25 protein-coding genes are annotated in these 23,547 nt (G+C 51.5%); 9 read left to right on the plus strand and 16 right to left on the minus strand.

All coding sequences use genetic code 11. The features are described 5' to 3' along the window. The first annotated feature begins 16 nt into the window (after positions 1–16). On the plus strand, positions 17–757 hold the full coding sequence (locus tag ABYA77_RS01060) for a DUF3108 domain-containing protein (protein WP_372964069.1): 741 nt from the start codon (positions 17–19) through the stop codon (positions 755–757). Here the strand turns inward: ABYA77_RS01060 and ABYA77_RS01065 are convergent. From ABYA77_RS01065 to apbC, 4 genes are all read right to left on the minus strand, one after another. After that, complete coding sequence (locus tag ABYA77_RS01065) at positions 748–2,031, minus strand: valine--pyruvate transaminase (protein ID WP_372964070.1); 1,284 nt, start codon at positions 2,029–2,031, stop codon at positions 748–750. The genes ABYA77_RS01060 and ABYA77_RS01065 overlap by 10 nt on opposite strands. Positions 2,032–2,094: 63 nt before the next feature. Beyond that, positions 2,095–2,694, minus strand: coding sequence for a YjaG family protein (locus ABYA77_RS01070; RefSeq protein ID WP_372964071.1), 600 nt, complete (start codon positions 2,692–2,694; stop codon positions 2,095–2,097). Then, a complete protein-coding gene (dcd, locus tag ABYA77_RS01075; protein WP_372964072.1) occupies positions 2,691–3,257 on the minus strand; it encodes a dCTP deaminase in 567 nt (188 codons plus the stop codon). The genes ABYA77_RS01070 and dcd overlap by 4 nt, the downstream gene beginning before the upstream one ends. Positions 3,258–3,407: 150 nt before the next feature. Further along, on the minus strand, positions 3,408–4,508 hold the full coding sequence (apbC, locus tag ABYA77_RS01080) for an iron-sulfur cluster carrier protein ApbC (RefSeq protein ID WP_372964073.1): 1,101 nt from the start codon (positions 4,506–4,508) through the stop codon (positions 3,408–3,410). 178 nt (positions 4,509–4,686) lie between these two features. On the opposite strand from apbC, the gene metG reads away from it, so the two are divergent. Genes metG through nth form a run of 8 tightly spaced genes read left to right on the plus strand, consistent with a single transcriptional unit; the run spans position 4,687 to position 12,904 of the window. Next, entirely contained in the window at positions 4,687–6,717 is a 2,031-nt protein-coding gene (gene metG / locus ABYA77_RS01085; protein WP_372964074.1) for a methionine--tRNA ligase, read from the plus strand. A 25-nt stretch (positions 6,718–6,742) separates the two neighbouring features. Continuing rightward, a complete protein-coding gene (rsxA, locus tag ABYA77_RS01090) occupies positions 6,743–7,324 on the plus strand; it encodes an electron transport complex subunit RsxA (RefSeq protein ID WP_058090326.1) in 582 nt (193 codons plus the stop codon). Between the two features lie 13 nt (positions 7,325–7,337). Next, positions 7,338–7,919, plus strand: coding sequence for an electron transport complex subunit RsxB (rsxB, locus tag ABYA77_RS01095; RefSeq protein WP_372964075.1), 582 nt, complete (start codon positions 7,338–7,340; stop codon positions 7,917–7,919). Further along, positions 7,919–9,736, plus strand: coding sequence for an electron transport complex subunit RsxC (gene rsxC, locus ABYA77_RS01100; protein WP_372964076.1), 1,818 nt, complete (start codon positions 7,919–7,921; stop codon positions 9,734–9,736). The genes rsxB and rsxC overlap by 1 nt, the downstream gene beginning before the upstream one ends. A gap of 21 nt (positions 9,737–9,757) precedes the next feature. After that, on the plus strand, positions 9,758–10,810 hold the full coding sequence (gene rsxD / locus ABYA77_RS01105) for an electron transport complex subunit RsxD (protein ID WP_372964077.1): 1,053 nt from the start codon (positions 9,758–9,760) through the stop codon (positions 10,808–10,810). Positions 10,811–10,813: 3 nt separating this feature from the next. Then, on the plus strand, positions 10,814–11,515 hold the full coding sequence (gene rsxG, locus ABYA77_RS01110; protein ID WP_372964078.1) for an electron transport complex subunit RsxG: 702 nt from the start codon (positions 10,814–10,816) through the stop codon (positions 11,513–11,515). Positions 11,516–11,517: 2 nt separating this feature from the next. Further along, positions 11,518–12,234 carry an electron transport complex subunit E gene (locus ABYA77_RS01115; RefSeq protein ID WP_372964079.1) on the plus strand — a complete coding sequence of 239 codons (717 nt, stop codon included), beginning with the start codon at positions 11,518–11,520 and terminating at the stop codon, positions 12,232–12,234. Positions 12,235–12,265: 31 nt separating this feature from the next. Beyond that, complete coding sequence (nth, locus tag ABYA77_RS01120) at positions 12,266–12,904, plus strand: endonuclease III (protein ID WP_372964080.1); 639 nt, start codon at positions 12,266–12,268, stop codon at positions 12,902–12,904. Positions 12,905–12,976: 72 nt separating this feature from the next. Here the strand turns inward: nth and ABYA77_RS01125 are convergent, their stop codons facing one another. From ABYA77_RS01125 to kdsA, 12 genes are all read right to left on the minus strand, one after another. Further along, entirely contained in the window at positions 12,977–13,552 is a 576-nt protein-coding gene (locus ABYA77_RS01125; RefSeq protein ID WP_372964081.1) for a chalcone isomerase family protein, read from the minus strand. A 198-nt stretch (positions 13,553–13,750) separates the two neighbouring features. Next, a complete protein-coding gene (rpoS, locus tag ABYA77_RS01130; RefSeq protein ID WP_372964082.1) occupies positions 13,751–14,749 on the minus strand; it encodes an RNA polymerase sigma factor RpoS in 999 nt (332 codons plus the stop codon). A gap of 167 nt (positions 14,750–14,916) precedes the next feature. Continuing rightward, the gene (locus ABYA77_RS01135) at positions 14,917–15,708 is read right to left on the minus strand and encodes a peptidoglycan DD-metalloendopeptidase family protein (RefSeq protein ID WP_372964127.1); all 792 of its coding nucleotides are present in this window, start codon (positions 15,706–15,708) and stop codon (positions 14,917–14,919) included. 290 nt (positions 15,709–15,998) lie between these two features. Beyond that, entirely contained in the window at positions 15,999–16,958 is a 960-nt protein-coding gene (locus tag ABYA77_RS01140; RefSeq protein ID WP_372964083.1) for a DUF368 domain-containing protein, read from the minus strand. Next, complete coding sequence (locus ABYA77_RS01145; protein ID WP_372964084.1) at positions 16,958–17,605, minus strand: protein-L-isoaspartate(D-aspartate) O-methyltransferase; 648 nt, start codon at positions 17,603–17,605, stop codon at positions 16,958–16,960. Before ABYA77_RS01145 ends, ABYA77_RS01140 begins: the two co-directional genes overlap by 1 nt. After that, positions 17,598–18,371, minus strand: coding sequence for a 5'/3'-nucleotidase SurE (gene surE / locus ABYA77_RS01150; protein ID WP_372964085.1), 774 nt, complete (start codon positions 18,369–18,371; stop codon positions 17,598–17,600). The genes ABYA77_RS01145 and surE overlap by 8 nt, the downstream gene beginning before the upstream one ends. A 21-nt stretch (positions 18,372–18,392) precedes the next feature. Further along, positions 18,393–19,448 (minus strand): tRNA pseudouridine(13) synthase TruD, encoded by a 1,056-nt coding sequence (gene truD / locus ABYA77_RS01155; RefSeq protein WP_372964086.1) that lies wholly within the window; start codon positions 19,446–19,448, stop codon positions 18,393–18,395. Beyond that, positions 19,445–19,924: a 2-C-methyl-D-erythritol 2,4-cyclodiphosphate synthase gene (gene ispF, locus ABYA77_RS01160; RefSeq protein ID WP_372964087.1), complete on the minus strand. Its 480-nt coding sequence runs from the start codon at positions 19,922–19,924 to the stop codon at positions 19,445–19,447. Before ispF ends, truD begins: the two co-directional genes overlap by 4 nt. Positions 19,925–19,971: 47 nt before the next feature. After that, the gene (gene ispD, locus ABYA77_RS01165; RefSeq protein ID WP_372964088.1) at positions 19,972–20,673 is read right to left on the minus strand and encodes a 2-C-methyl-D-erythritol 4-phosphate cytidylyltransferase; all 702 of its coding nucleotides are present in this window, start codon (positions 20,671–20,673) and stop codon (positions 19,972–19,974) included. 120 nt (positions 20,674–20,793) lie between these two features. After that, on the minus strand, positions 20,794–21,066 hold the full coding sequence (locus ABYA77_RS01170) for a septum formation initiator family protein (protein ID WP_372964089.1): 273 nt from the start codon (positions 21,064–21,066) through the stop codon (positions 20,794–20,796). A 199-nt stretch (positions 21,067–21,265) separates the two neighbouring features. Next, positions 21,266–22,561 (minus strand): phosphopyruvate hydratase, encoded by a 1,296-nt coding sequence (eno, locus tag ABYA77_RS01175; RefSeq protein WP_372964090.1) that lies wholly within the window; start codon positions 22,559–22,561, stop codon positions 21,266–21,268. Positions 22,562–22,701: 140 nt separating this feature from the next. Further along, on the minus strand, positions 22,702–23,547 hold the full coding sequence (gene kdsA / locus ABYA77_RS01180) for a 3-deoxy-8-phosphooctulonate synthase (protein ID WP_372964091.1): 846 nt from the start codon (positions 23,545–23,547) through the stop codon (positions 22,702–22,704).

The following is a 23,547-nucleotide window of genomic DNA, read 5'->3' on the forward strand; positions in this document are numbered from 1 at the left end:
TAGAAGAGGCAAATGGATGCACAACTATAAAGCACCAACCAGGATCATCACACTGCTTGCGGGGCTAATGCTCAGCAACCTCGCGCTGAGCGCCTCAGCTGAGAATCCGTCATCCCCGGTGCTAACACCCTACAAGGCCAGCTACACAGCCTCAATGTCCAAAGGTGTCAGCCTGAACGGTAAAGGCGTTCGCACCCTGACAGACCAAGGCAACAACGTGTGGCTTTACCGCACAGACGTTGACTCATTCATTGCCGACATCGATGAATCTTTAATTTTTAAGTGGGAAGACGGGCGAGTTATACCCTTGAGGTATCGATACAACCTGTCAGGATTCCTGATTAAAGACCGAAAGCAGTCTATCGATTTTGACTGGCAGAGTGGCATCGCTAGAGGCGAGTACCGCGACAAGGCGTTTGAAGTAGAGCTTGAGGAAGGAACCCTGGACCCTCTGGGTTACCAACTTCAACTCCATCAGGACCTGAAAGCCGGCAAGCGCGACATCACCTACCGGGTGCTCAACAAGGGCAATTACGACACCGACCACTTTGCGGTCATCGCTGAAGAAATTCTGAGCGACAAAGGTCGTACAATGAAAACCTTAAAAGCCGAAAAGGTCCGGGGTGAAGGTGCAAAACGCCAAACCCTGATGTGGTTTGACCCAGAGCTGGACTACCTTCTGGCGCGTTTGCTGCAGGTAGAGCCTGATGGCAGCGAATACGAGTTACGCCTAAGGGATGCCCTGGTTCAAGACTGAACCCTGGCTCTGTATTCTGCCCAGACTGATTTCACTTCATCGGCGATAATCCGAAGGCCTTCCGCTACCTGAGCGTCATCCTGTGAGTATGTTACCCGCAGGCACTCGTGGCGATGCTTCCACTCTTCGTCCGGCAATCCGGGGAAGAAATAGTGCCCAGACACCACCAGTACACCACGCTCTTTCAATCGCTGGTACAGCTCAAGACTTGAAACAGGAAGGTCAGGGAACCAAAGCCACAAGAACATTGCCCCTTCTGGCTTGTGGACATACCAACGGCAATTGTCATCGCCCATCGCCACCCGGAAAGCCTCAACAGCCCCCTCCATCTTCGCCTTATAGAATGGACAAATCACCTCTCGACTCAGAGACAGGATCTCACCAGAACGCACCAATGGCTCAGCCAGCATGGCACCAAAACTACCGGTAGCCAGATTCATAATGGCATTAATGCCAGATAATGCTTTGATAATCGGCGCAGAGGCAATCACTATGCCGGTGCGCGCTGCAGGCAATCCAAGCTTGGACAAGCTCAGGCACAGAACAATCTGCTCGTTCCAGGTCGGTTTTGCATCGACAAACAACAGGCTCGGGAACGGAGTACCATAAGCTCCATCGACAATCAGCGGAATATTATGCTGCCGAGCCAGATCCTCAAGGCGAGCCAACTCTTCATCGGTAATGACATTACCAGTTGGGTTAGTAGGCCGGGAAACACAGATCGCACCAGTTTCGCCGGTTACTTCTACTGCATCAAAATCTACACGATACTTGAATTCATGGGCATCGGTGAACGAGATATCTGGCTGTACAGCATGGAACAAGCCGGGTTCGATGCCGGCATCGGCATATCCGATATATTCCGGTGCCAGCGGTAGCAAAATATGTTTACGCTGACCATTACCGTAATCCCCACCAAACATATTGAACAGCATGAAGAAGGCAGCCTGACTACCATTGGTCAGGGCAATATTGTCAGGCGTCAGCCCCCAACCGTATTCTGCGTTAAGCAAATCCGCCAGCGAGGCAATAAACTGTTTTTCGCCCTGAGGGGGATCGTATATTCCCACCAGGCGGCGAACCTGCGCCTCATCTGACGCCATCTCCGCCAATATTTCTTGCACTCTCTGCTGGACCTGAGGAATGTGGCCGGGATTCCCTCCACCCATCATAATCATCCCCTCCCCGGATGCCATGGCATTACCCAAGTCATCCATCAAAGAGGTGATGCCAGCGTCGGCAGTAAACTTACGACCAAAAGCAGAGAGTTTCATGGCTCTTATCCGTTCAAAAGCGATTAAGCGAAGTTACGACAATTTTAGTGCGGACAAAGATGATCAGGTATCGAGAGAAATACCGAGATTGCTGACGCCGTCATTAGCGGCATCGTGACGCAACGCCTCAACGAAGTCTTCCCGGGGGGTGCGTTGGCGCTTGAGAGCGAGCACAGTATCCCGCTGAAATATTTTGTCTTCCTTAAGCAGGGGGTGATGCTCAAACAAACGAATCAGTTCGTCGTCATCCATCCCCTCACCTTCAGACATTTCCACAAAATCCATAACGGTTTTTGTGGCCAAATGAGAGGCCTCCGTTGCCCGATGCTTGCTGGGATTCAGACGGTTGAGCAACGCTTGTTCCAACAACTGGCAGAAATCGAACGCCGGATATACGCCGTAGGCATCATAATCCTCAACATTGGGACTTAAGATTTCAAGCTTACTGAGCAACTGAGGAATAGCCGCCTCACTGGTTTCCATCTGGAGCGTGCCCCAGGCCAGATCAAGCAATTGGCGCATTTTTCCGCCACTTTTCATGCCAACGGCATCAGCAAACAAGGCATAGTTTGGGAATGCACGCTCGGCCAAGGCCAACAGATAGGCGCATTCGCGCCAGCCCTGTAGCTGTGAGACGGCTTTTAAAAACTGGTTGGCGTTCATGTCCTGGGCAGGGTCACGCCTGTCTGGCCAAGGTATTTACCGCCACGGTCTTTGTAGCTGGTTTCGCAGATTTCATCTGACTCAAAGAACAGCATCTGGGCGACACCTTCGTTGGCATAGATTTTTGCTGGCAGGTTGGTGGTGTTGGAGAACTCCAAGGTAACCTGACCTTCCCACTCTGGCTCCAGTGGGGTTACGTTCACGATGATACCGCAGCGGGCGTAAGTACTTTTGCCAAGGCAGATAGTAAGTACGCTTCTTGGAATCCGGAAGTATTCAACAGTACGCGCAAGAGCGAAACTGTTCGGCGGTATGACGCAGACGTCGCTGGTGACGTTGACAAAACTGTTTTCGTCGAAGTTTTTCGGGTCAACAGTGGCGCTGTGTACATTAGTGAAAATTTTAAATTCGTTGCTGCAGCGTACATCGTAACCGTAGCTTGAAGTGCCGTATGAGATAACGCGGCCTTTTTCGTTTTCACGAACTTGCCCGGCTTCGAAGGGTTCGATCATGCCGTGCTCTTCAGACATCCGGCGGATCCACTTATCGGACTTAATGCTCATGTGAGAATTCTCGTTTCCAGCTGGGAAAAATTGGGGCGTAGTTTACCCCTTCCCTTGCGTTCTGTCGAAGGCTTGGCCTTTGTTGCCACCTGGCATTTTTTATCCAAGCGATCTCGGTTATGGGCATTTTTCTTCGACCCAAGGTTAACCCTATGGCCCGGAGACAGAAACACTGGCAATCGTACCACCCAGATTTCGTTCCCGTGTGGACAACTCTGCCCCGATTCTCCGTGCAATATCCCGATAGCGCCGCGCAACCTCAGAATCCGGCTCGGCAACCACCGTCGGAGAACCGCTGTCAGTTTGCTCACGGATAGTCATATGCAGAGGCAACTGGCCCAGCAAGACAGTGTCATACTCTTCCGCAATGCGCTCACCGCCGCCGCAGCCAAACAGGGGCTCCTCGTGACCGCAATTGCTGCAGATATGGACACTCATGTTTTCGACAACACCGATGACCGGGATATCCACTTTGCGAAACATTTCGATGCCTTTCTTACCGTCCAGCAAAGCAATGTCTTGCGGAGTGGTTACGATCACTGCGCCGGTTACCGGAACCTTCTGACCGAGCGTGAGCTGAATATCTCCTGTGCCCGGAGGCATGTCGACCACAAGATAATCCAGTTCGTCCCAGAGAGTTTGTTGCAGCAACTGCATAACAGCACCGCTGACCATAGGGCCACGCCAGGCCATAGGGGTTTTATCCGTGGTCACAAAAGCCATGGAATTGGCTTGCAAACCGTGCGCCTGGATGGGCACGAAATATTTATTTTCTCGCACATCCGGGCGCTGACCTTCAGGGACGCCAAGCATCATACCAATACTCGGACCATATATATCGGCGTCCAGAATACCGACTCTTGCACCTTCGGCCTGCAGAGCCAGAGCGAGATTGACAGCTGTGGTGGACTTACCTACGCCACCCTTGCCGGAAGCGACAGCAATAATGTTTTTCACGCCGGGAACAGGAGCAATTTCTTTATTGATTTTGCAGGCGTGAATTTTCTGGGCCACGTGGACTTCTGCGCTTTCTACGCCTTCAACAAATTCTATAGCGTTGGCGACAATTTGTTTAAGACCGCCTGCGATGCCTTTGGCAGGGTATGGAAGCTCGACCATCAATGTCACGTTCCCCTGCTCATCAGCACTCAGGGATTTCACGGCACTCAGCTCGTAAAGGTCTTTATTTAGGTATGGATCTCGGTATTCGCGGACGGCTGCTTCGAGCGACTGTTGGGGAATCTGGGTCATCGGGGTCTCCGGAATAAGCTAATCACCCTGAATGCAGGTGAAAATTGATGGCTTGGAAGGTATCATCTGTGGCCGTTTCTGACCATATGGGGTCTTCACCTGGAACAATCAATTCTGATTGCTACCAAAACCCCGTTTGTCTTTCCAACCCGTATCAACATAAGGTTCGGACATCACCATGACGCAAGCGAGCAATCAACAGCGCGACATTCTGGTAACCAGCGCTCTGCCCTACGCCAACGGGCCCATTCATCTTGGGCACCTGCTGGAATACATTCAGACCGATATCTGGGCGCGCTACCAGAAAATGCGTGGCCAAAACTGCTATTACGTTTGCGCCGACGATGCCCACGGCACCGCTATCATGCTGCGGGCTGAGCGCGAAGGCATTACGCCAGAACAGTTGATTGACCGGATTCGCCAGGAACACCAGCAAGACTTCGCTGATTTCCATATCCGTTTCGACAACTATTACTCGACCCACTCAGAAGAAAACCAGTATTTTTCCGAGTATATTTATCGGCAGATTCAGTCGAACGGGAACATTTCCACACGCAAAATCACCCAGTTTTTCGATCCGGAAAAGGAAATGTTTCTGGCAGACCGTTTCATCAAGGGTACTTGTCCGAAATGTAAAGCTGAGGATCAGTACGGTGACAACTGTGAAGTCTGTGGAGCCACTTACACGCCGGCTGAACTTATCAATCCCCGATCTGCAGTTTCTGGTGCTACGCCGGTAGAGAAAGAATCCGAACATTATTTCTTTAAGCTTCCCGAGTTTCAGGATTTCCTGAGCAAGTGGACCCGCAGTGGTACTTTGCAGCCCCAGGTCGCTAACAAGCTGGCAGAGTGGCTGGATGCGGGTTTGCAGGAATGGGATATCAGCCGTGATGCGCCTTATTTCGGCTTTGAGATTCCGGATGCACCAGGCAAGTATTTCTACGTATGGCTGGACGCACCAATCGGTTATCTCGCCAGCTTCAAGAATCTGTGTAACCGCGAAAATATCGATTTCGAGCACTTCTGGAAAAAGGATTCCACGGCAGAGGTGTATCACTTCATCGGCAAGGACATCATCAATTTCCATGCGCTGTTCTGGCCGTCCATGCTACACGACGCTGGTTTCCGCACACCAACGGCGGTCTGGGCCCACGGTTTTGTGACGGTAAATGGCAAGAAGATGTCCAAGTCCCGAGGCACCTTCATCATGGCTCGCACCTATCTGGATCATCTGAATCCGGAATACCTGCGTTACTACTTCGCCGCAAAACTGACCGGTGGTGTAGATGATATGGACCTGAACCTGGAGGACTTTGCCGCCCGGGTGAACTCCGATCTGGTGGGCAAGGTGGTAAATATTGCAAGCCGCAGCGCTGGCTTTATCACCAAACGCTTTGACGGCAAGTTGGGCAAGGTCACCGAGCAGGAAAAACTGAAAGAGTTCATCGATGCCGGCGAGCAAATTGCAGAGTTCTATGAAACCCGTGAATTTGGCCGCGCTATGCGTCGGATCATGGAGTTGGCGGACATTGCCAACCAGTACGTAAACGATGAACAGCCCTGGGTAATTGCCAAACAGGAAGGGCAGGATGACAAACTGCAAGCTATTTGCACCAACGCCCTGAACATGTTCCGCCTGCTAATGACTTATCTGGCACCGGTACTACCGAAGACAGCCGATGCGACGCAATCGTTCCTGAATTTTCGTCTGGACTGGAACAACCGCGCGGCCCTGCTGGAAAATCACGGTATCGATAAGTTCAAACCGCTGATGAACCGGGTCGACATGGCTCAGATCGAGAAGATGGTAGATGCATCCAAAGAAGAAATGCCCGCCGCCACAGGTCAGTCAGCCCCGGCTACAGATCTGGAGCCCATTGCGGATGAAATCGAGTTCAACGACTTCGCCAGAGTGGATCTTCGGGTAGTCAAAATCGTAAAAGCCGAGCAGGTAGACGGTGCAGATAAACTACTTCGCCTCACCCTTGATGTAGGGCATGGCGAACGCAATGTGTTTGCTGGTATTAAGTCTGCTTACAAACCAGAAGATCTGGAAGGCCGTATGACAGTAATGGTCGCCAACCTGAAAGCCAGAAAAATGAAGTTCGGCATGTCCGAAGGTATGGTGCTGGCTGCCGGCCCAGGTGGCAAAGATATCTTTATCCTGTCCCCAGACTCCGGCGCTACGCCGGGCATGCGGGTGATGTGAGCAGCTACAGGCAGAGACACTCCAAATGACAGAGTATTTGCTGATATTGGTCAGCACCATTCTGGTAAACAACTTTGTGTTGGTTCAGTTCCTTGGACTGTGCCCCTTCATGGGGGTTTCCGGAAAACTGGAAACCGCCATGGGCATGTCTCTGGCCACCACCTTTGTACTGACCCTGGCATCGGTGTGCAGCTACCTTGCATACACCTACCTGCTAGAGCCTCTGGACCTGGCATTCTTACGCACCATCACCTTTATCCTGGTGATCGCCGTCGTGGTTCAGTTCACTGAAATGGTGGTACGTAAAACCAGCCCCTTGCTGTACCGGGTGCTTGGTATTTTCCTGCCGCTGATCACCACCAATTGCGCGGTGCTCGGTGTTGCTCTGCTTAACATCAACAAAAACAACAACTTCGTTGAGTCCGTACTGTATGGCTTTGGGGCCGCTGCCGGTTTCTCGCTGGTGCTTGTACTGTTTGCCGCAATGCGTGAACGGATTGCAGTGTCAGATGTGCCCGTAGCCTTCCGGGGTGCCTCAATTGGCCTGATCACCGCAGGTCTCATGGCCTTGGCATTCCTGGGCTTTACCGGCCTGGTAGCGGTCTGACGGAGCTTTAACTATGTGGACAAGTTTCCTGATTGCCGTAGTTGTCCTGCTTGTGCTCTCCCTTATTTTTGGTGGGCTACTTGGTTTTGCCTCAGAACGGTTCAAAGTTGAAGGCAATCCGTTGGTTGACCAGATTGATTCCCTGCTCCCGCAAACTCAATGCGGACAATGCGGGCACCCTGGCTGCCGCCCTTATGCAGAAGCCATTGCTAATGGTGAAGCCATCAACAAATGCCCCCCCGGTGGCGAAAGTACGATCAAAGCTCTGGCCGACCTGTTGGATGTTGAGCCCCAACCTCTGGACGCCGAACACGGGGCGGAACAAGCCAAACGTGTTGCCGTTATTCGGGAAGACGAATGCATTGGATGTACCAAGTGCATTCAGGCCTGCCCGGTTGATGCAATCCTCGGCGCCGCCAAACACATGCACACTGTGATCGAAAGCGAATGTACCGGCTGTGATCTCTGTGTTGAACCCTGCCCTGTCGACTGCATCGATATGATCACTATCGAACCGGATATCCGCTCCTGGAGCTGGACAGCTCCCTCCAAGCCAGAAATCATTACCACGGACCGCCAGGGAGCTAATACCTAATGAACTTGTGGGATTTTCCCGGCGGCATTCATCCGCCCGAGAATAAAATTCAATCCACCCGCCGCCCAATTCAGTCAGCAGGTATACCTGAGCAGCTGATTTTGCCCTTACAACAACATATTGGCGAACCTGCCGAAGTACTTGTTGAAGTTGGTGACCGGGTCTTGAAAGGCCAGAAAATTGCGGATGTAAAAGCCGGGCTGGGAGTTCCTGTGCATGCATCCACATCCGGTGTCATTGAAGCTATTGAGCAGCGGCCAGTTCCCCACCCGTCCGGAATGTCGGACTGGTGTGTGGTGTTAACGCCCGACGGCGAAGATCAATGGTGTGAGCTCAACCCTATCAGTGATTACCAAAAACTGGAGCGGGAAGCCGTTTTGGGTATGATCCGCGACGCAGGTATCGCGGGCATGGGTGGTGCAGGTTTCCCGACCACCATCAAACTACGCCCACCCAGAGATCGCAAAGTTGAAACTCTGATTCTGAACGGCGCTGAATGCGAGCCCTATATTACTGCCGATGACATGACCATGCGTGAGCATGCGGCCGAGGTTATCAATGGCATGAAAATCATGGCCTGGATTCTTCGCCCCTCCCGTTGCGTAATTGGTATCGAGGACAACAAGCCAGAAGCCATCGCAGCTATGCGCGATGCTGTTCAGAATACTCAGATTGAAATTGCCGTGATTCCGACCAAATATCCATCCGGCGGCGAAAAACAGTTGATTCAGATTCTTACCGGCCAGGAAGTTCCCAGCGGTGGTATTCCCGCCGACATTGGCGTGATGTGCCACAACGTCGGCACCTCTGTGGCCGTGTCCCGGGCAGTATGTGAAGGCAAGCCCCTGATATCCAGGGTCGTGACCATTACGGGGGAGGCAGTTCAGGAGCCGGGCAACTATGAAGCCCTGATCGGCACACCAGTCATTACCCTTTTGACAAAAGCTGGCCTTCAACAAAACAGATTAAACCGGATGGTGCTCGGTGGCCCGATGATGGGTTACACCCTCACTAACACTGCAATACCGGTAGTAAAAACCTCAAACTGCGTGATTGCTGCAACAGCAGAAGAGTTACCGGCACCCGCTCCGGAGCAACCCTGTATCCGGTGCAGCCAGTGTGCCGAAGTCTGCCCGATGGAATTGCTCCCTCAGCAGCTATTCTGGTACTCCAAGGCCGCAGAGTTTGAAAAGGCTGAGCACCTGAACCTGTTCGACTGCATTGAGTGTGGAGCATGCTCCTATGTGTGTCCCAGCTCGATTCCTCTGGTTCAGTATTACCGCTACGCAAAAGGCGAAATCCGCAATCAGCGCGCAGAGCAGTTGAAGTCAGACCGAGCCAGAGAACGTTTTGAAGCGCGGCAAGCTCGGCTTGAGCGTGAGCAACAAGAGAAAGAACTTCGTCGCAAGGAACGAGCAAAGGCAGCAGCTGAAGCCCAAGCCAGGAAGCAGGCTGAAGCCGAGCAAACGGTTGCACAAGGCGAAGCTGTGGATGAGCGAGCCGCCAAGGCTGCCTTGGTACAACAGGCGCTGGAACGTAAAAAAGCCAAAACTACGCCGACGGCTGCGGAATCAGCGCTGGCTGGCCAGGAAAAGCCAGACATCGAAGCTCTGGAAAAACAGCTGATGCAGGCCGAAGCAAAACTTAACACCATGCAGGGCATGCTCGAAGAAGCAAAAGCCCAGCAAGCTGACAACGTGGACAAACTGGAACGGGCTGTCGCCAAGAATCACGACCGGGTACAGCGGGCTCAGCAAGCCCTTGCCGACGCCCGCAAGCAGATGGCCACAGTATCCGAATCTTCGTCGTCCGAGTAACTCATTGCAGGCTGATAGTTCATGGCATTAATTCAACAATCTTCCCCCCATGCCCACAATGCCCGCCCCACATCGCGGCTGATGCTCTGGGTTATTCTGGCAGCCCTTCCCGGCTTGTTGGCTCAGACTCTGTTCTTCGGCTGGGGTAACCTGATTAATGTGATTTGGTGCGTCGCTCTGGCCATAGCCGCCGAGGCAACAGTCCTGAAGCTTCGCAACAAACCTGTCACCTTTTTCCTGAAAGACAATACCGCAGCCGTTACCGGTTTGCTACTGGGACTCTCCCTGCCCCAGTTTGCTCCCTGGTGGGTTTCTGCCGTTGCAGTGATCACCGCCATTGTAGTGGCCAAACAACTCTATGGCGGACTCGGCTCTAACCCTTTCAACCCCGCCATGGTGGGCTATGCTCTGGTACTGGTTTCCTTTCCAGTCGCCATGACTACCAACTGGGCCCAGGCAAGCACCCTCTGGGGCAGCGCTCCGGACTTCGGAGAAACCCTCTCCACCATCTTCTCTGCCAGCCAAACAGCCGTAGACGGCTGGACAATGGCCACACCTTTGGATGAATATAAGCACAAAATTGCCAACTACACCGCTGCCGAAGTACTCCAGCATCCGACCTTTGGTGAGCATGTAGCCCGGGGCTGGGAATGGGTAAGCCTAGCCTTTATGGCAGGAGGCCTGTTACTGATTGGCCTGAAAATTATCACCTGGCACATTCCCGTCGCGTTTCTTACTGCCATTGCCATCATGAGCCTTGCATTCGGCAGCAATGCAGACCAATACGCCCCGATTCAACTCCATCTTCTCGCGGGCGGCACAATGCTGGGTGCGTTTTTTATTGCCACAGACCCTGTTTCTGCCGCGACCAGCCATCTGGGCAAACTGATCTATGGTGCGGGCATCGGCATATTGATCTACCTGATCCGTAGCTGGGGAAATTACCCGGACGCGGTTGCCTTCAGCGTATTGCTGATGAACTTTGCGGTACCGTTCATTGACCACTACACGCCGCCAAGAGCCTACGGCCACCATAAGGCCAGGCGTGGTCTGCCCAGCAAGAATGGAGGTTAATGGATGAACGCAATGATGACTTCTATTCGTCGTAGTGCCATCGGTCTTGGCCTATTCGCCGTAATCACAGGCGGTACCATCGCACTGACCCAAGGCATCACCAAAGACCGCATTAAAGAACAGGCAGAGCGCGCTGAAGCCAGAGCTCTGTTCGATATCATCCCGGAAAGCCAGCACGACAACGACCTGCTAAAAGATGTGGTCACGCTTCCCGCCAGCGCTCGTCAGCCAGCTGCCGGCCCGGTGAAGGTCTGGGTTGCCCGGCGCAACAACCACCCCATCGGCATCATCATGCCGGCTGTAGCCCCGGATGGGTACTCCGGTGAGATTCGATTGCTGGTTGGTATTGATATGGAAGGTGAAGTGCTGGGTGTTCGCGTAACCAGCCACCGGGAAACACCAGGGTTAGGCGACCGCATCGAAACCCGGAAATCAGACTGGGTATACGACTTCAATGGCCGTTCTCTGAACAATCCAAGACCAAACCTGTGGAATGTGAAAAAAAATGGCGGGGTGTTTGATCAATTTACGGGTGCCACAATTACACCGAGAGCCGTGGTTAAGGCTGTCCAGAAATCACTGATTTATTTTCGCCAACATCGCCAGGAAATTCGCGAACGCCTGAACGAACCACCAACACCCAACTCCAAGAATCAACGCCCGGAAGCGATAGCCGGTGAACTCAAACCTGCGGAGCATTCCTGATCATGGCTACCAAGACTTCGTCTGAAATCATTAAAGATGGCCTATGGACCAATAACCCTGCTTTAGTTCAGGTACTTGGCCTTTGTCCCCTTCTAGCTGTAACCAGCACCGTAGTAAACGCCATAGGCCTTGGCATAGCCACTCTGCTGGTATTGGTTGGCTCTAACCTGTCAGTGTCGCTTATCCGGAACTTTGTCAGCGAGTCAGTGCGGCTGCCAGCCTTCGTAATGATTATTGCGTCATTCGTAACCTGCGCTGAGCTACTGATGCAAGCCTTTACCTATGAGCTTTATCAGATTCTCGGGATTTTCATCCCGTTAATCGTCACTAACTGCACCATTTTAGGCCGTGCGGACGCCTTTGCCTCCAAGAATCCGCCTCTACCCGCCGCACTGGACGGCGCAATGATGGGTCTGGGCTTCTTGCTGGTATTGATCGTTCTCGGGGGCATGCGCGAGCTTCTTGGTCAGGGCACACTATTTGCCGACATGCATCTACTGCTCGGACCGATAGCGTCTGACTGGGTGATTCGCCCATTCGAACACTACCCTGATATGCTGTTCATGGTCCTCCCCCCTGGAGCGTTCGTAGGCCTTGGCCTGCTGATCGCCCTGAAAAACGGTATTGATCAGCGCCTGAAAGAACGCAAATTGGCAGCCGGACCAGCTCAAGTCGAAACAGGCAACAAGCGGGTTCGGGTAACCGGCAGCATTTCCTGAACGACATGCCTGACTCTACTCCGGGAATCGCATGAACAAAGAAAAACGTATCGAAATTTTCACACGGCTCAAAAATGAGAACCCTAACCCGACAACAGAGTTAAATTTCAGCTCGCCTTTCGAGCTCCTGATTGCCGTGATCTTGTCTGCGCAGGCAACGGATGTTGGCGTTAATAAGGCGACTGACAAACTCTACCCTGTTGCCAATACCCCTGAAGCCATTTACGCGCTTGGGGTAGACGGTTTAAAGGAATACATAAAGACCATTGGCCTGTTTAATACGAAAGCCGAAAACGTCATAAAAACCTGCAAGATACTGATCGAAAAGCACGACAGTAAAGTGCCAGACAACAGAGAAGCCCTAGAAGCTCTGCCCGGCGTCGGTCGTAAAACTGCCAACGTGGTTCTGAATACAGCGTTTCGCCAGCCAGCTATGGCTGTAGACACACATATTTTTCGGGTATCAAACCGCACCGGCATCGCGCCCGGGAAAACCGTTTTAGAAGTTGAAAAACGTCTGATGCGGTTAGTGCCAAAAGAGTTTTTGATGGACGCTCACCATTGGCTTATTCTTCATGGGCGGTATACTTGTGTTGCCCGGAAGCCAAAATGTGGTTCCTGCATCATTGAAGATCTCTGTGAGTTCAAACACAAGCAGGACTACCAATAAGACCTGACGTTTTCTGCATCCACAAAAAAACCGGCAATAGCCGGTTTTTTTGTGGATTAAGCTAAGTGGTAATCAACCATTACCAAGCATTTTTGCCTTCAGATCTTTCTGGGCAGGCTTATCAGATAACCAGATGCCAAACAGGGCTTTCTTAAATTCGAAGTTACCAACGGTGTCTTTCTGCTCACCGTTTTTCATAACCTGAATACCATTGCCCGGCACGTAGACCAGCTCAAAAATATCACCTTCTTTAATCTCTTCCTGGAAAACCGCCATAAACTGGTCAACATCCGACTGAATAGCTGACAGGTCACCACCGGTAGCAGCCTTAAAGCCATCCAACGTTGCTTCAGTCATGCGCTCACTGGTAATCATTCCGGAAGTAATGTGAAGCGTAATGGCCTGAGGCTCGTCAGCGTTAATAACGGCTTGCCCGTCACTTACCTTGTCTTGCACATAAAGGCCGCCAACATAAAGATCCATAAACCATTTGGACCGAGTTCCAGCACCATTGAGCTGAAGTTCCTGCCCTACAACAGAATAAGTATCAGGAACATCAACACCGCCCACTTCCAGCGCGTGAACCGGTGCAGCCAGAGCACCTGTCAGAAGCAGAGAAGCAAAACCTGCAGTAAGAGCCTTCTTCATAATCCTTTCCTTTCGATCATTATTATTGAATATGTCATTCGTCTCCGGGCCAACATGCAATTCTCACCACGGAAGTACATTCTAACAACGAAGCCCTGCTCGCAATCACCACCTGGTTCTCATTTGATGCCTCATTAAATAAAAAAAAGCCGGTCATATTGCTATGACCGGCGTGTCATCCAAATACGTCAATTCAGCCTAGTTAAACAATAAATTACTCGACAGGCCTTCTTTCTCAAGAATCTCACGCAGTCGTCGAAGAGCTTCAACCTGAATCTGACGCACCCGTTCCCGCGTCAGGCCAATCTCCTGCCCGACTTCTTCCAGAGTGCTGACAGGATATCCCCGCAAACCGAACCGCCGGGACAAAACTTCTTGCTGCTTGTCACTTAACTGATCAATCCAGTTCTCCAGACAAGAGCACATATTATTATCTTGCAACACATCCGCAGGGTCCGAGGCGCCCTCATCTGCAACTGTGTCCAACAATGATTTATCGCTACCAACACCAATGGGCGTATCCATTGATGCCACCCGCTCATTAAGACCCAGCATGCGCTTAATGTCTTTAACAGGCTTATCTACCAGGCGAGCAATATCCTCCGCGGTAGGCTCATGATCAAGCTTTTGTGTCAGTTCACGAGCCGCCCGCAAATACAGGTTAAGCTCTTTCACTACATGGATAGGAAGGCGAATCGTGCGGGTCTGATTCATGATAGCCCGCTCAATCGTCTGTCGGATCCACCAGGTTGCATAGGTAGAAAAACGGAAGCCCCGCTCAGGATCGAACTTTTCTACTGCGCGAATAAGGCCCAGGTTACCTTCTTCAATCAAATCAAGAAGAGTCAGGCCACGGTTCACGTAGCGTCGGGCGATCTTAACCACCAATCGAAGGTTACTTTCAATCATTCGTTTTCGGCCAGACTCTTCGCCTTTACGGGCCAGCCGTGCAAAGTAGACTTCTTCTTCTGGAGTTAGTAACGGTGAGAAACCAATTTCATTAAGATACAGCTGAGTTGCATCCAGCTGTTTCTGACTGGACAGATACTTCCCCTTGTAGGAGAAATCATCTGCTTTACCTGGCGACCGCCTGGCAGCAGCCCCCCCTTCCGGCTTATCTTCAGCTAAAACCGGCTCGTCAATTTCTTCAACTTCTGCTACGCGATCAATAATGACATCTTCTTGCTCTACTGACATTTTGTATCCCGCCTCTCAATAATCCCGTTTGCGCCCGATACTTCTTATTATTGCGGGCTTCATTGATACTGATTTTGTTCAGGACATTTGCGTGTTGGCTGGCAACTCCGTTGCCATTATTTTTCTTGTACTTTTCGATATTCCCTCAAAACGTTCGGATAATCTGGTCAGCGCCTCGGCAAGTACCTGGATGGATCAACCGGATTGCCATTTTTTCTGATTTCAAAATGCAACATCGGTTTATCTGTACCACTACTACCAAGTTCAGCAATTACCTGCCCGGCTTTTATTCCATCTCCTTCTTGTACCAAAATTTTTCGATTATGGGCATATGCACTGAGATAGTGCTCATCATGATTCACTATAATCAGGTTACCGTAACCAAGTAACCCATTTCCTGCGTAAACCACACTCCCATCTGCAGCGGCTCTAACAGCATCCCCGGGTTGCCCAACAATATCAATGCCTTTATTGACTTTTCCCGATGTAGAATATTTAGCAATTACAGTGCCACTATGTGGCCATCGCCATTTAATGTTGGCCACCGTCTGACTTCCTGTTTTTCGTACCGGCTTGGCAGCGGTCGCTTTGGGCACAGACTGAGGAGGCGAAACTTTAACTGAAGAAGCTCTCTGAGCCCCTGTGTTTGTTGCTGGCTTATTCCGAGCAACCGAGGAGGAACTCGCAGTGCTCCGAACTCGCCCTTTCTTGTCTAGCCTCAATACCTGATCAACACGAATATTCCAGGGCGGTTTTAATCCGTTCGCATCACCAAGCTCCCTATAGTCACGGCCATACCGCCAGGCAATGCCGTAAAGAGTCTCACCCTTTTTGACCACGTGAGTTCCCCAATAGACCGGTGGGTTATAACGATCGTCCTGGTAGATTGCACTGGTATTACAGCCGGAGAGAAACAACGAAGAGAGAAGAAAAAAGAGCGGTGATAGCAATGCGGGCAGGTGGAAACAGCGATGCTTCCAGTCATCAACCAGAGGCAGGCCTCTGGCAGGTATCGCTGAAATGATGTGCCCGTTAAATAGAATCACGAATAATTAATTGCCTGATTATAATAAATCCATCTAAGAAACTGGACGTGCTGCATGCACATTCTTATGTTTCAGGGCTAACCTTTTAATATATTGCACGTTTTATCGGCGATTCCAAGTTACTGCTTGCACAAATTTGTTACCTTCAGGAACATAGATTTTGTGTACCAGGTAACACTTTTCATATGACCAACTACTCAACCCTATGTTTTTGACCGTTTTCGCCCAACGATCTCAAGCCCAACAACCAGTATCAATCCCACCATGGCCATCAAAATGGCTAATCCGATCAATGGCTCCTGGCCGTATAGGGCGGCCCAAGCGTCCGGAGTTACCGGCAACTGACTCAAAGGCACCTGTTCACCGTGGCTATTAATACGCCAAGTCAATGTTTCCTGCCAAGGCCACACTTTTACTAAGGCACCAATCATAAAGCCAGTCAGCAAGGCCAGGACCGTATCGTGAAAATACTTGAAAGCCAGCGTGATCAACCGGGCAACAGACAGCAATCCCATCAGGCAACCCACCATAAAGATGCCGAGGTTTACAATTTCACCACCCTTAATGGCTGACAATACGGGGGTATACATTCCAATAATGAGCAACAAAAAGCTTCCGGAAATACCAGGCAGAATCATGGCGCAAATGGCCAGAGCCCCAGCTCCCAGAAAAGCCAGGCCAGAAGGCTCAAGCTCACTGGCTGGTAACGTTGTTACCCACCACGCAAACAAGGCACCGGAAACAAGCGGAACCAACAAGCCTGGGACATAGCGCTGCACCTGTTGTCCAACGTGCCAGACCGACGCAACAATCAAACCAAAAAAGAAGCTCCAGATAAGAATGGGATGCTGGTCCAGAAGCCAGGTAATCAATGAAGCGAGGCTGGCAATACTGGTCAAAATGCCAGCCAAAAGTGTGAGCAAAAACGTACCATCAACCGACCGCCAGAACCCGGTAAAGTCACCGTGAACAAGCTGCCGGAAAAAAGCCACAGGGGCAGCACTAATGGCTTGCAGAAGCCGAAAGTAAATACCTGTAATAAAGGCAATGGTTCCACCAGACACGCCAGGAACGATATCCGCTGCCCCCATTGCCATACCTCTAAAAAAGATAGCCAAGGGATGATGCGTTCGCCCTTCGCCGCTATTCTCGCCCTGAGACATCAACGAACCACCCCGCCAAGCAGCGGTACAAAACGCACCGGTTCAAGTTCACGGCGTTCAAAACTATCGCCCCGGCGAATAATTTCTACTAGCACCTGGTCACGCTCACCAACAGGCGCTATCAGCACGCCGCCATCCGCCAGCTGGCCTAACAGTTCTTTGGGAACCTCTGTCGGGGCAGCTGTAACAATAATCCCGTCAAACGGCCCACGCTCTGGCCACCCCATACCGCCATCTGCGTGCTTAAGCATGACATTTCGAACATTCAGTTGACGCAGTCTTTCCCTTGCCCGCTCCTGCAGGGGCCGGATTCGCTCTACACTGTAGATTTCTTTAAACAGTTGAGAAAGAACCGCGGTCTGGTAACCCGACCCTGTCCCGAGTTCCAGTACCTTTTCTGGCTGGTGGGCCAGCAGAAGCTCTGTCATCCGGGCAACAATGTACGGCTGAGATAGTGTCTGGTTGTATCCGATTGGCAGCGCTGTATCTTCATAGGCCCGATGCGACAAAGCCTCGTCCAGAAAAATATGCCTTGGTATCTGCCCAATAACGTCCAGCACCCGGTCTGACACAATGCCTGCGTCACGCAAACGCTGAACAAGGCGCATACGTGTGCGCCGGGAGGTCATACCAATACCTTCAATCATGTTTCCCGGCCTCTCCCTCTGCCAGGCCACCAAGCCAATCACGTAAACCTGGCAGCGCGGCGTGACGAGTCATGTCGGTGTGCACCGGAGTAATCGATACATACTTTTCACTAACAGCGTGGAAATCGGTTCCCGGCCCGGCATCACCTCCACGTCCTGCGGCACCGATCCAATATCGCTTCTTGCCTCTCGGGCACGTAACGGGGACAACGCCCTCCGCACACTCTCTGTGGCCAAGACGAGTTATGCGGAATCCTGCCAACTCATCCCACGGCACATCAGGTACATTAACGTTAAGAATGGTTCGAGGGCCTAACGTCAAAGTACACTTATTCTGTAGCAGAACCCGCACAACTTTCGCTGCAGTTTCATAGTGGAAGTGCCCCTCATTCACCAGCGAAACGGCAATGGCAGGCATACCAAGATGACGACCTTCTGTCGCTGCCGCCACAGTCCCGGAATAAATAACATCGTCGCCCAGATTGGCATGTGTATTTATACCGGAAATGACACGATCAAACGGCTTGCTGAACAAACCATTAACAGCCAGATGGACACAATCTGTCGGCGTACCATCCACTGAGCGAAATTCGTTAGGATGTCGTTCAACGGTCAAAGGACGCTTCAATGTCAGTGAGTTACTGGCACCACTGTGGTCGCGATCTGGAGCAACCACCCGAAGCTCCCCAAAACCCTGTAACCCTTCATACAGTGCAATCAGGCCAGGTGAATGAACCCCATCATCATTAGACAGTAGAATACGCAAAGTGATCTCCAGCTAGCTCGCTTAATACTTATTATCACGGCTGAGGCTCATGTCCTGCAGCTCGAAAATATCCCCCAGCACGGTGGTTGCGTACTGACCCGGCGGCAGCCAAAACTGCAGTCGTAAAGTGTTTTCGTCCAACCACTCCCACTGCAGTCGTTCGGGCCGGGTGACCAGCGATCGACGCTCAGGCTTCATGCGGGTACTCAAAAACAGCTTTTCAAACTCCGGGTATTTGGCAACCACAGATCTTTCAAAGGTTTCCTGATACTCACTGGCACTTGTCCCCCCATCACCCCAGAGTGGGCCGGTTGGAACGCCCTCATCACCGGGTTCCCCGGGCAAACAACGAAACCAACTCCCGGAAGCGACTCTTTCCGCCAGCACTTCATTAAACAACCAGGAACGTGCCGCTGAAAAGTACAATACGTTTTTCGAGCCACTTCCGCCACGGCGGCCGCCTTTTTTCCGATTCAATTTCGTAGGATCAAGGGCAACAGCGCGCTCAAGATTACCTCCGGCAAGACCAAACCGCTGAGGCCCAAAATAATTCGGAGCTCCCCGATCAGCCAAAAGTGCCAGCGCTTGCTCAAGCGCCGGCCCATCTCCGGTTACTTCATGCAGCACCAAATCGAAGCCATTTTTCAGGTGTTCGCCTCGGCGGAGTTTGCGCGTATGGCGACGATGTGCCAATACTCGCCAGCGTTGAGATATAGATGCTAAAAGCTTTGCGTCTTCAGCCTCGCGACCGGGGCGGTATAAACTGAACCATTGCACAGTCACAGCATGACGATCCTTCAGCCCGCAAAATCCCACCTCAAATACTTTTGTGTCCGCCAACGTCGCCAACTCACGGGCAACGTACTCAGTGTTATCCCCCTTTTTCTCAAGACGAACGCACAAATGCTCTCCCGCCCCTGAGTCCTGGAATTCTGAATCTTCAAATTCTGGCCAAAGCTGCTCAGTAACCCGGAAATCTTCAGAGGCAGCTTTCAACAAGGCCTTACCCGGACGTGAACCCGACGACGTTGGCCAGTCCAGCCGCCATTGCTTATGAAGCGCACCTGACTGATTCACGAGCTCACCGCCTCAAGCAAACAAACCGCCTGACAAGCGATGCCCTCTCCTCGTCCAGTAAAGCCCAGTTTTTCACTGGTCGTTGCTTTAACACTTACACACCCGGGCGGAACACCTAAATCTTCAGCGATATTCTGGCGCATAGACTCTATATGGGGAGCCATTTTGGGAGCCTGGGCAATAATCGTGGTATCCACATTCACCACGGCAAACCCCTCGCCCAGAACTCGTTGCATCACCATCCGAAGCAACTCCCTACTATCCGCACCGGCCCACTGTTCACTGGTATCCGGGAACAGATGACCGATATCGCCCAACGCAACTGCGCCTAGCAAGGCATCCGCCAGCGCATGCAAAAGGACATCGCCATCAGAATGAGCTTTCAGGCCATGGCTGTAGGGAATCTTAACCCCACCTAAAATGACAAAATCGCCTTCACAAAAAGCATGGACATCAAAGCCCTGGCCAATACGCATGCTCATCTCCGAATCAAAACAGGAATGTACAAGAAAGAGGGAACGCCCTACTGCTGACTCAGAATAAACTCGGCCAACCCAAGATCCGACGGAACCGTAATTTTCAGATTATCCGCCCGGCCTTCCACCAAAAGAGGCATATTACCGGAAAACTCCATAGCAGAGGACTCATCCGTCACCGTATGACCATTTTCCAGGCAGGATTCCAAAGCTTGCCTCAGTGCTCCGAACCGAAACATTTGGGGCGTCAAAGCCCGCCAAAGGTAACGTCGATCCACCGTTTGCTCAACAGCCGGCTGCCGCCCCTTACTCGCCGACTTCAAAGTATCCGCCACCGGTGCAGCAAGAAGCCCTCCCACAGGGTGTTCAAAAAGGACATCAATCAAGTTGGAAAGGTCATGAGGATGCAAGCATGGCCTTGCCGCATCGTGCACCAACACCCAGTCGTTCTCATCGGCCTGCTCATCCAACGCATGCAAAGCCGAAAGAACCGAATCCGCCCGCTCCTTACCACCAGTACAGGTCTGAATGCGGCCGTCGCTTGAGGATTCACTGTCTGACCACCATTGATCCTGAGGGTGCAGCGGCACCATACAGCCTTCAAAGGGGCCGCTATCCAACAATCGGGACAGAGTAATATCGAGGATAAAACGGTCAGATATTTTCAGGTATTGCTTGGGACATTCGGCTTTCATTCGCTGACCGATACCAGCCGCAGGAACCACAAGCCATAGATTGGGATTTTTCATAGAAATATATAAACAAAGTCCGGAAAGTATCGGAGGCCAAGAATAGCCTGAGAGAAGTGCATATAAATGTGCTTACAGTGGCCCCTGAAACAATGGCACCCAATACCTGGTGCACCCAAGTTATTTTTCAACAACCAGGAAAAACGTCTCATCGTCACGGATAAGCCCCAAATTCATGCGGGCCCGCTCTTCTACCGCCCCCTGTTCATTACGCAGATTACGAACCTCCGCATAAAGCCGGTCATTTCGAGCTGACAATCCGGCATTTTCAGCCCGCTGAACGGCAATCGCTTCTTCTAAAGACCAGACTTGTGCAAAGCTCCCTTCCCCGACCCACAGGCGCACCTGCAGCAGGAGAATAAGCACAACAAGAATGGCCCAAAGCGTTTTCATGCCAAATTAGCTCAGAAAATAACCGGATTAAAAGTAAACGTCGGAAGTTAAGTATAGACGCTCGTGTAGATTAGCAACAAATCATCGCAAGTTGCTGGGCAAAAAGGCCATCGTTTCCGAATATTCATCCAGAACGCGATGGCCTTATCATTTTGTTACCTTATAGCCACAGCTAAAAGGTATGCCTTTCTGAGAAAACTCAGCCCTGACCTTTGATTTCGCTCAGACCACGGTAAGGTGCTTTCCCATCCAGAGCTTCCTCAATGCGGAGCAACTGATTGTATTTGGCAACCCGGTCAGAACGACACAAAGAACCTGTTTTGATCTGACCAGCACAAGTAGCCACAGCCAAGTCAGCAATAGTGGTATCTTCAGTTTCTCCGGAACGGTGAGAAATAACTGCCGTATAACCTGCGTCCTGAGCCATTTTGATCGCATCCAACGTTTCGGACAAGCTACCAATCTGGTTGAACTTGATAAGAATGGAGTTACCAACACCCTTCTCGATACCTTCTTTGAGAATCTTGGTGTTGGTCACAAACAGATCATCTCCCACCAGCTGAATTTTGCTACCCAGCTTGTCAGTCAGAATCTTCCAGCCATCCCAGTCACTTTCGTCCATACCGTCTTCGATAGAAACGATCGGATAACGCTCGCACAGACCCGCCAGATAATCAGCAAAGCCTTCGGAGTCAAAACTCTTGCCTTCACCAGCCAGTTGATACTGGCCGTCTTTGTAGAATTCAGAAGATGCACAGTCAAGGGCCAGAGTTACATCTTTACCCAACTCGTAACCGGCCTGTTCAACCGCTTCCTTGATAGCCGCCAGAGCCGCCTCGTTGGAAGGCAGGTTTGGAGCAAAGCCACCCTCGTCACCGACTGCAGTATTCAGACCTTGCGCTTTGAGTACCTTCTTCAGGCTGTGGAAAATCTCAGCACCAACACGCAAAGCTTCACCAAAACTTGTTACGGCAACAGGCTGAATCATGAACTCCTGAATATCGACATTGTTATCGGCATGTTCACCACCGTTCAGGATATTCATCATCGGAACCGGCATGGAGAACTTGCCAGACGTACCATTCACATCAGCGATGTGCTCGTAAAGTGGCTTGCCCAATGAAGTTGCCGCGGCTTTAGCTGCGGCCAGAGAAACCGCCAGAATAGCATTAGCACCAAGATTTGCTTTGTTTTCGGTGCCGTCCAGATCAATCATGATCTGATCCAGAACCCGCTGCTCTGCCGCATTCTTACCAATCAAAGCATCACGAATCTGGCCATTGATGGCCTCAACGGCTTTGCGAACACCCTTCCCAAGGTAACGGGAACCATCACCGTCACGCAGTTCCAGCGCTTCACGGGAACCAGTAGAAGCTCCGGATGGCGCACAGGCACGGCCCAAAGTTCCGTTTTCCAGAATCACGTCGGCTTCCACGGTAGGGTTACCGCGTGAATCCAGAACCTCACGAGCTTTGATATTGGCAATCTTGGTCATTCGGTTGTTTCTCCAGTCTTAACTTTTAATTTGGTGCCGGAGCAAACAACTGGAAGTCGCTTGCTCTCAAAGTTCGCAGTATGCCTTAGCGTGTTGTAACGCCGGGTATATGCGGTCTTTCAAATTGCCAACACCGCCAATCAGGCGGTGTCGATAGGTTTAAAACTTTTTACCAGATCATCTACAGCTTTAACCCGCTGAAGGAATGGCTCCAGCTGGCTCAGGCGCAGAGCACACGGGCCATCGCATTTGGCTTGATCAGGATCAGGATGGGCTTCAAGGAACAATCCCGCCAACCCTTGGGACATACCTGCCAGCGCCAAATCAGTAACCTGCGCACGACGACCACCGGCGGAATCAGCGCGGCCGCCAGGCATCTGTAATGAGTGCGTCACATCGAACATCACAGGAACGTTCATGGATTTCATGATGCCAAAACCAAGCATGTCGACTACAAGGTTGTTATAGCCAAAGCTGCTACCGCGTTCGCATAAAATAATGTTGTCGTTACCCGCTTCCTCGCACTTAGTGATGATGTGCTTCATCTCCTGAGGTGCGAGAAATTGAGCTTTCTTGATATTGATCACCGCACCGGTTTTTGCCATAGCAACCACCAGATCGGTTTGACGGCTCAAGAACGCGGGTAACTGTATGATGTCGCACACTTCAGCCGCAGGCGCTGCTTGGGCAGGCTCGTGGACATCAGAAATAATGGGCACACCAAACTTACTTTTGATGTCTGCCAGAATCTGCAGCCCTTTTTCAAGACCAGGACCACGAAAAGAATTCACGGAAGAGCGATTAGCTTTATCGAAGGAGGCTTTGAACACATACGGAATGCCCAGTTTATTGGTAGCGTCCACATAAGCTTCAGCTACCTCCATCGCCAGTTCGGGTGACTCCAGTACATTCATACCGCCGAACAACACGAAAGGCATATCGTTGGCTACTTTAATGCCTGCAACGTTAACCACGCTCTTCGCCAT

This window comes from Marinobacter sp. (genome assembly GCF_041595835.1).
Taxonomy (GTDB): Bacteria; Pseudomonadota; Gammaproteobacteria; order Pseudomonadales; family Oleiphilaceae; genus Marinobacter.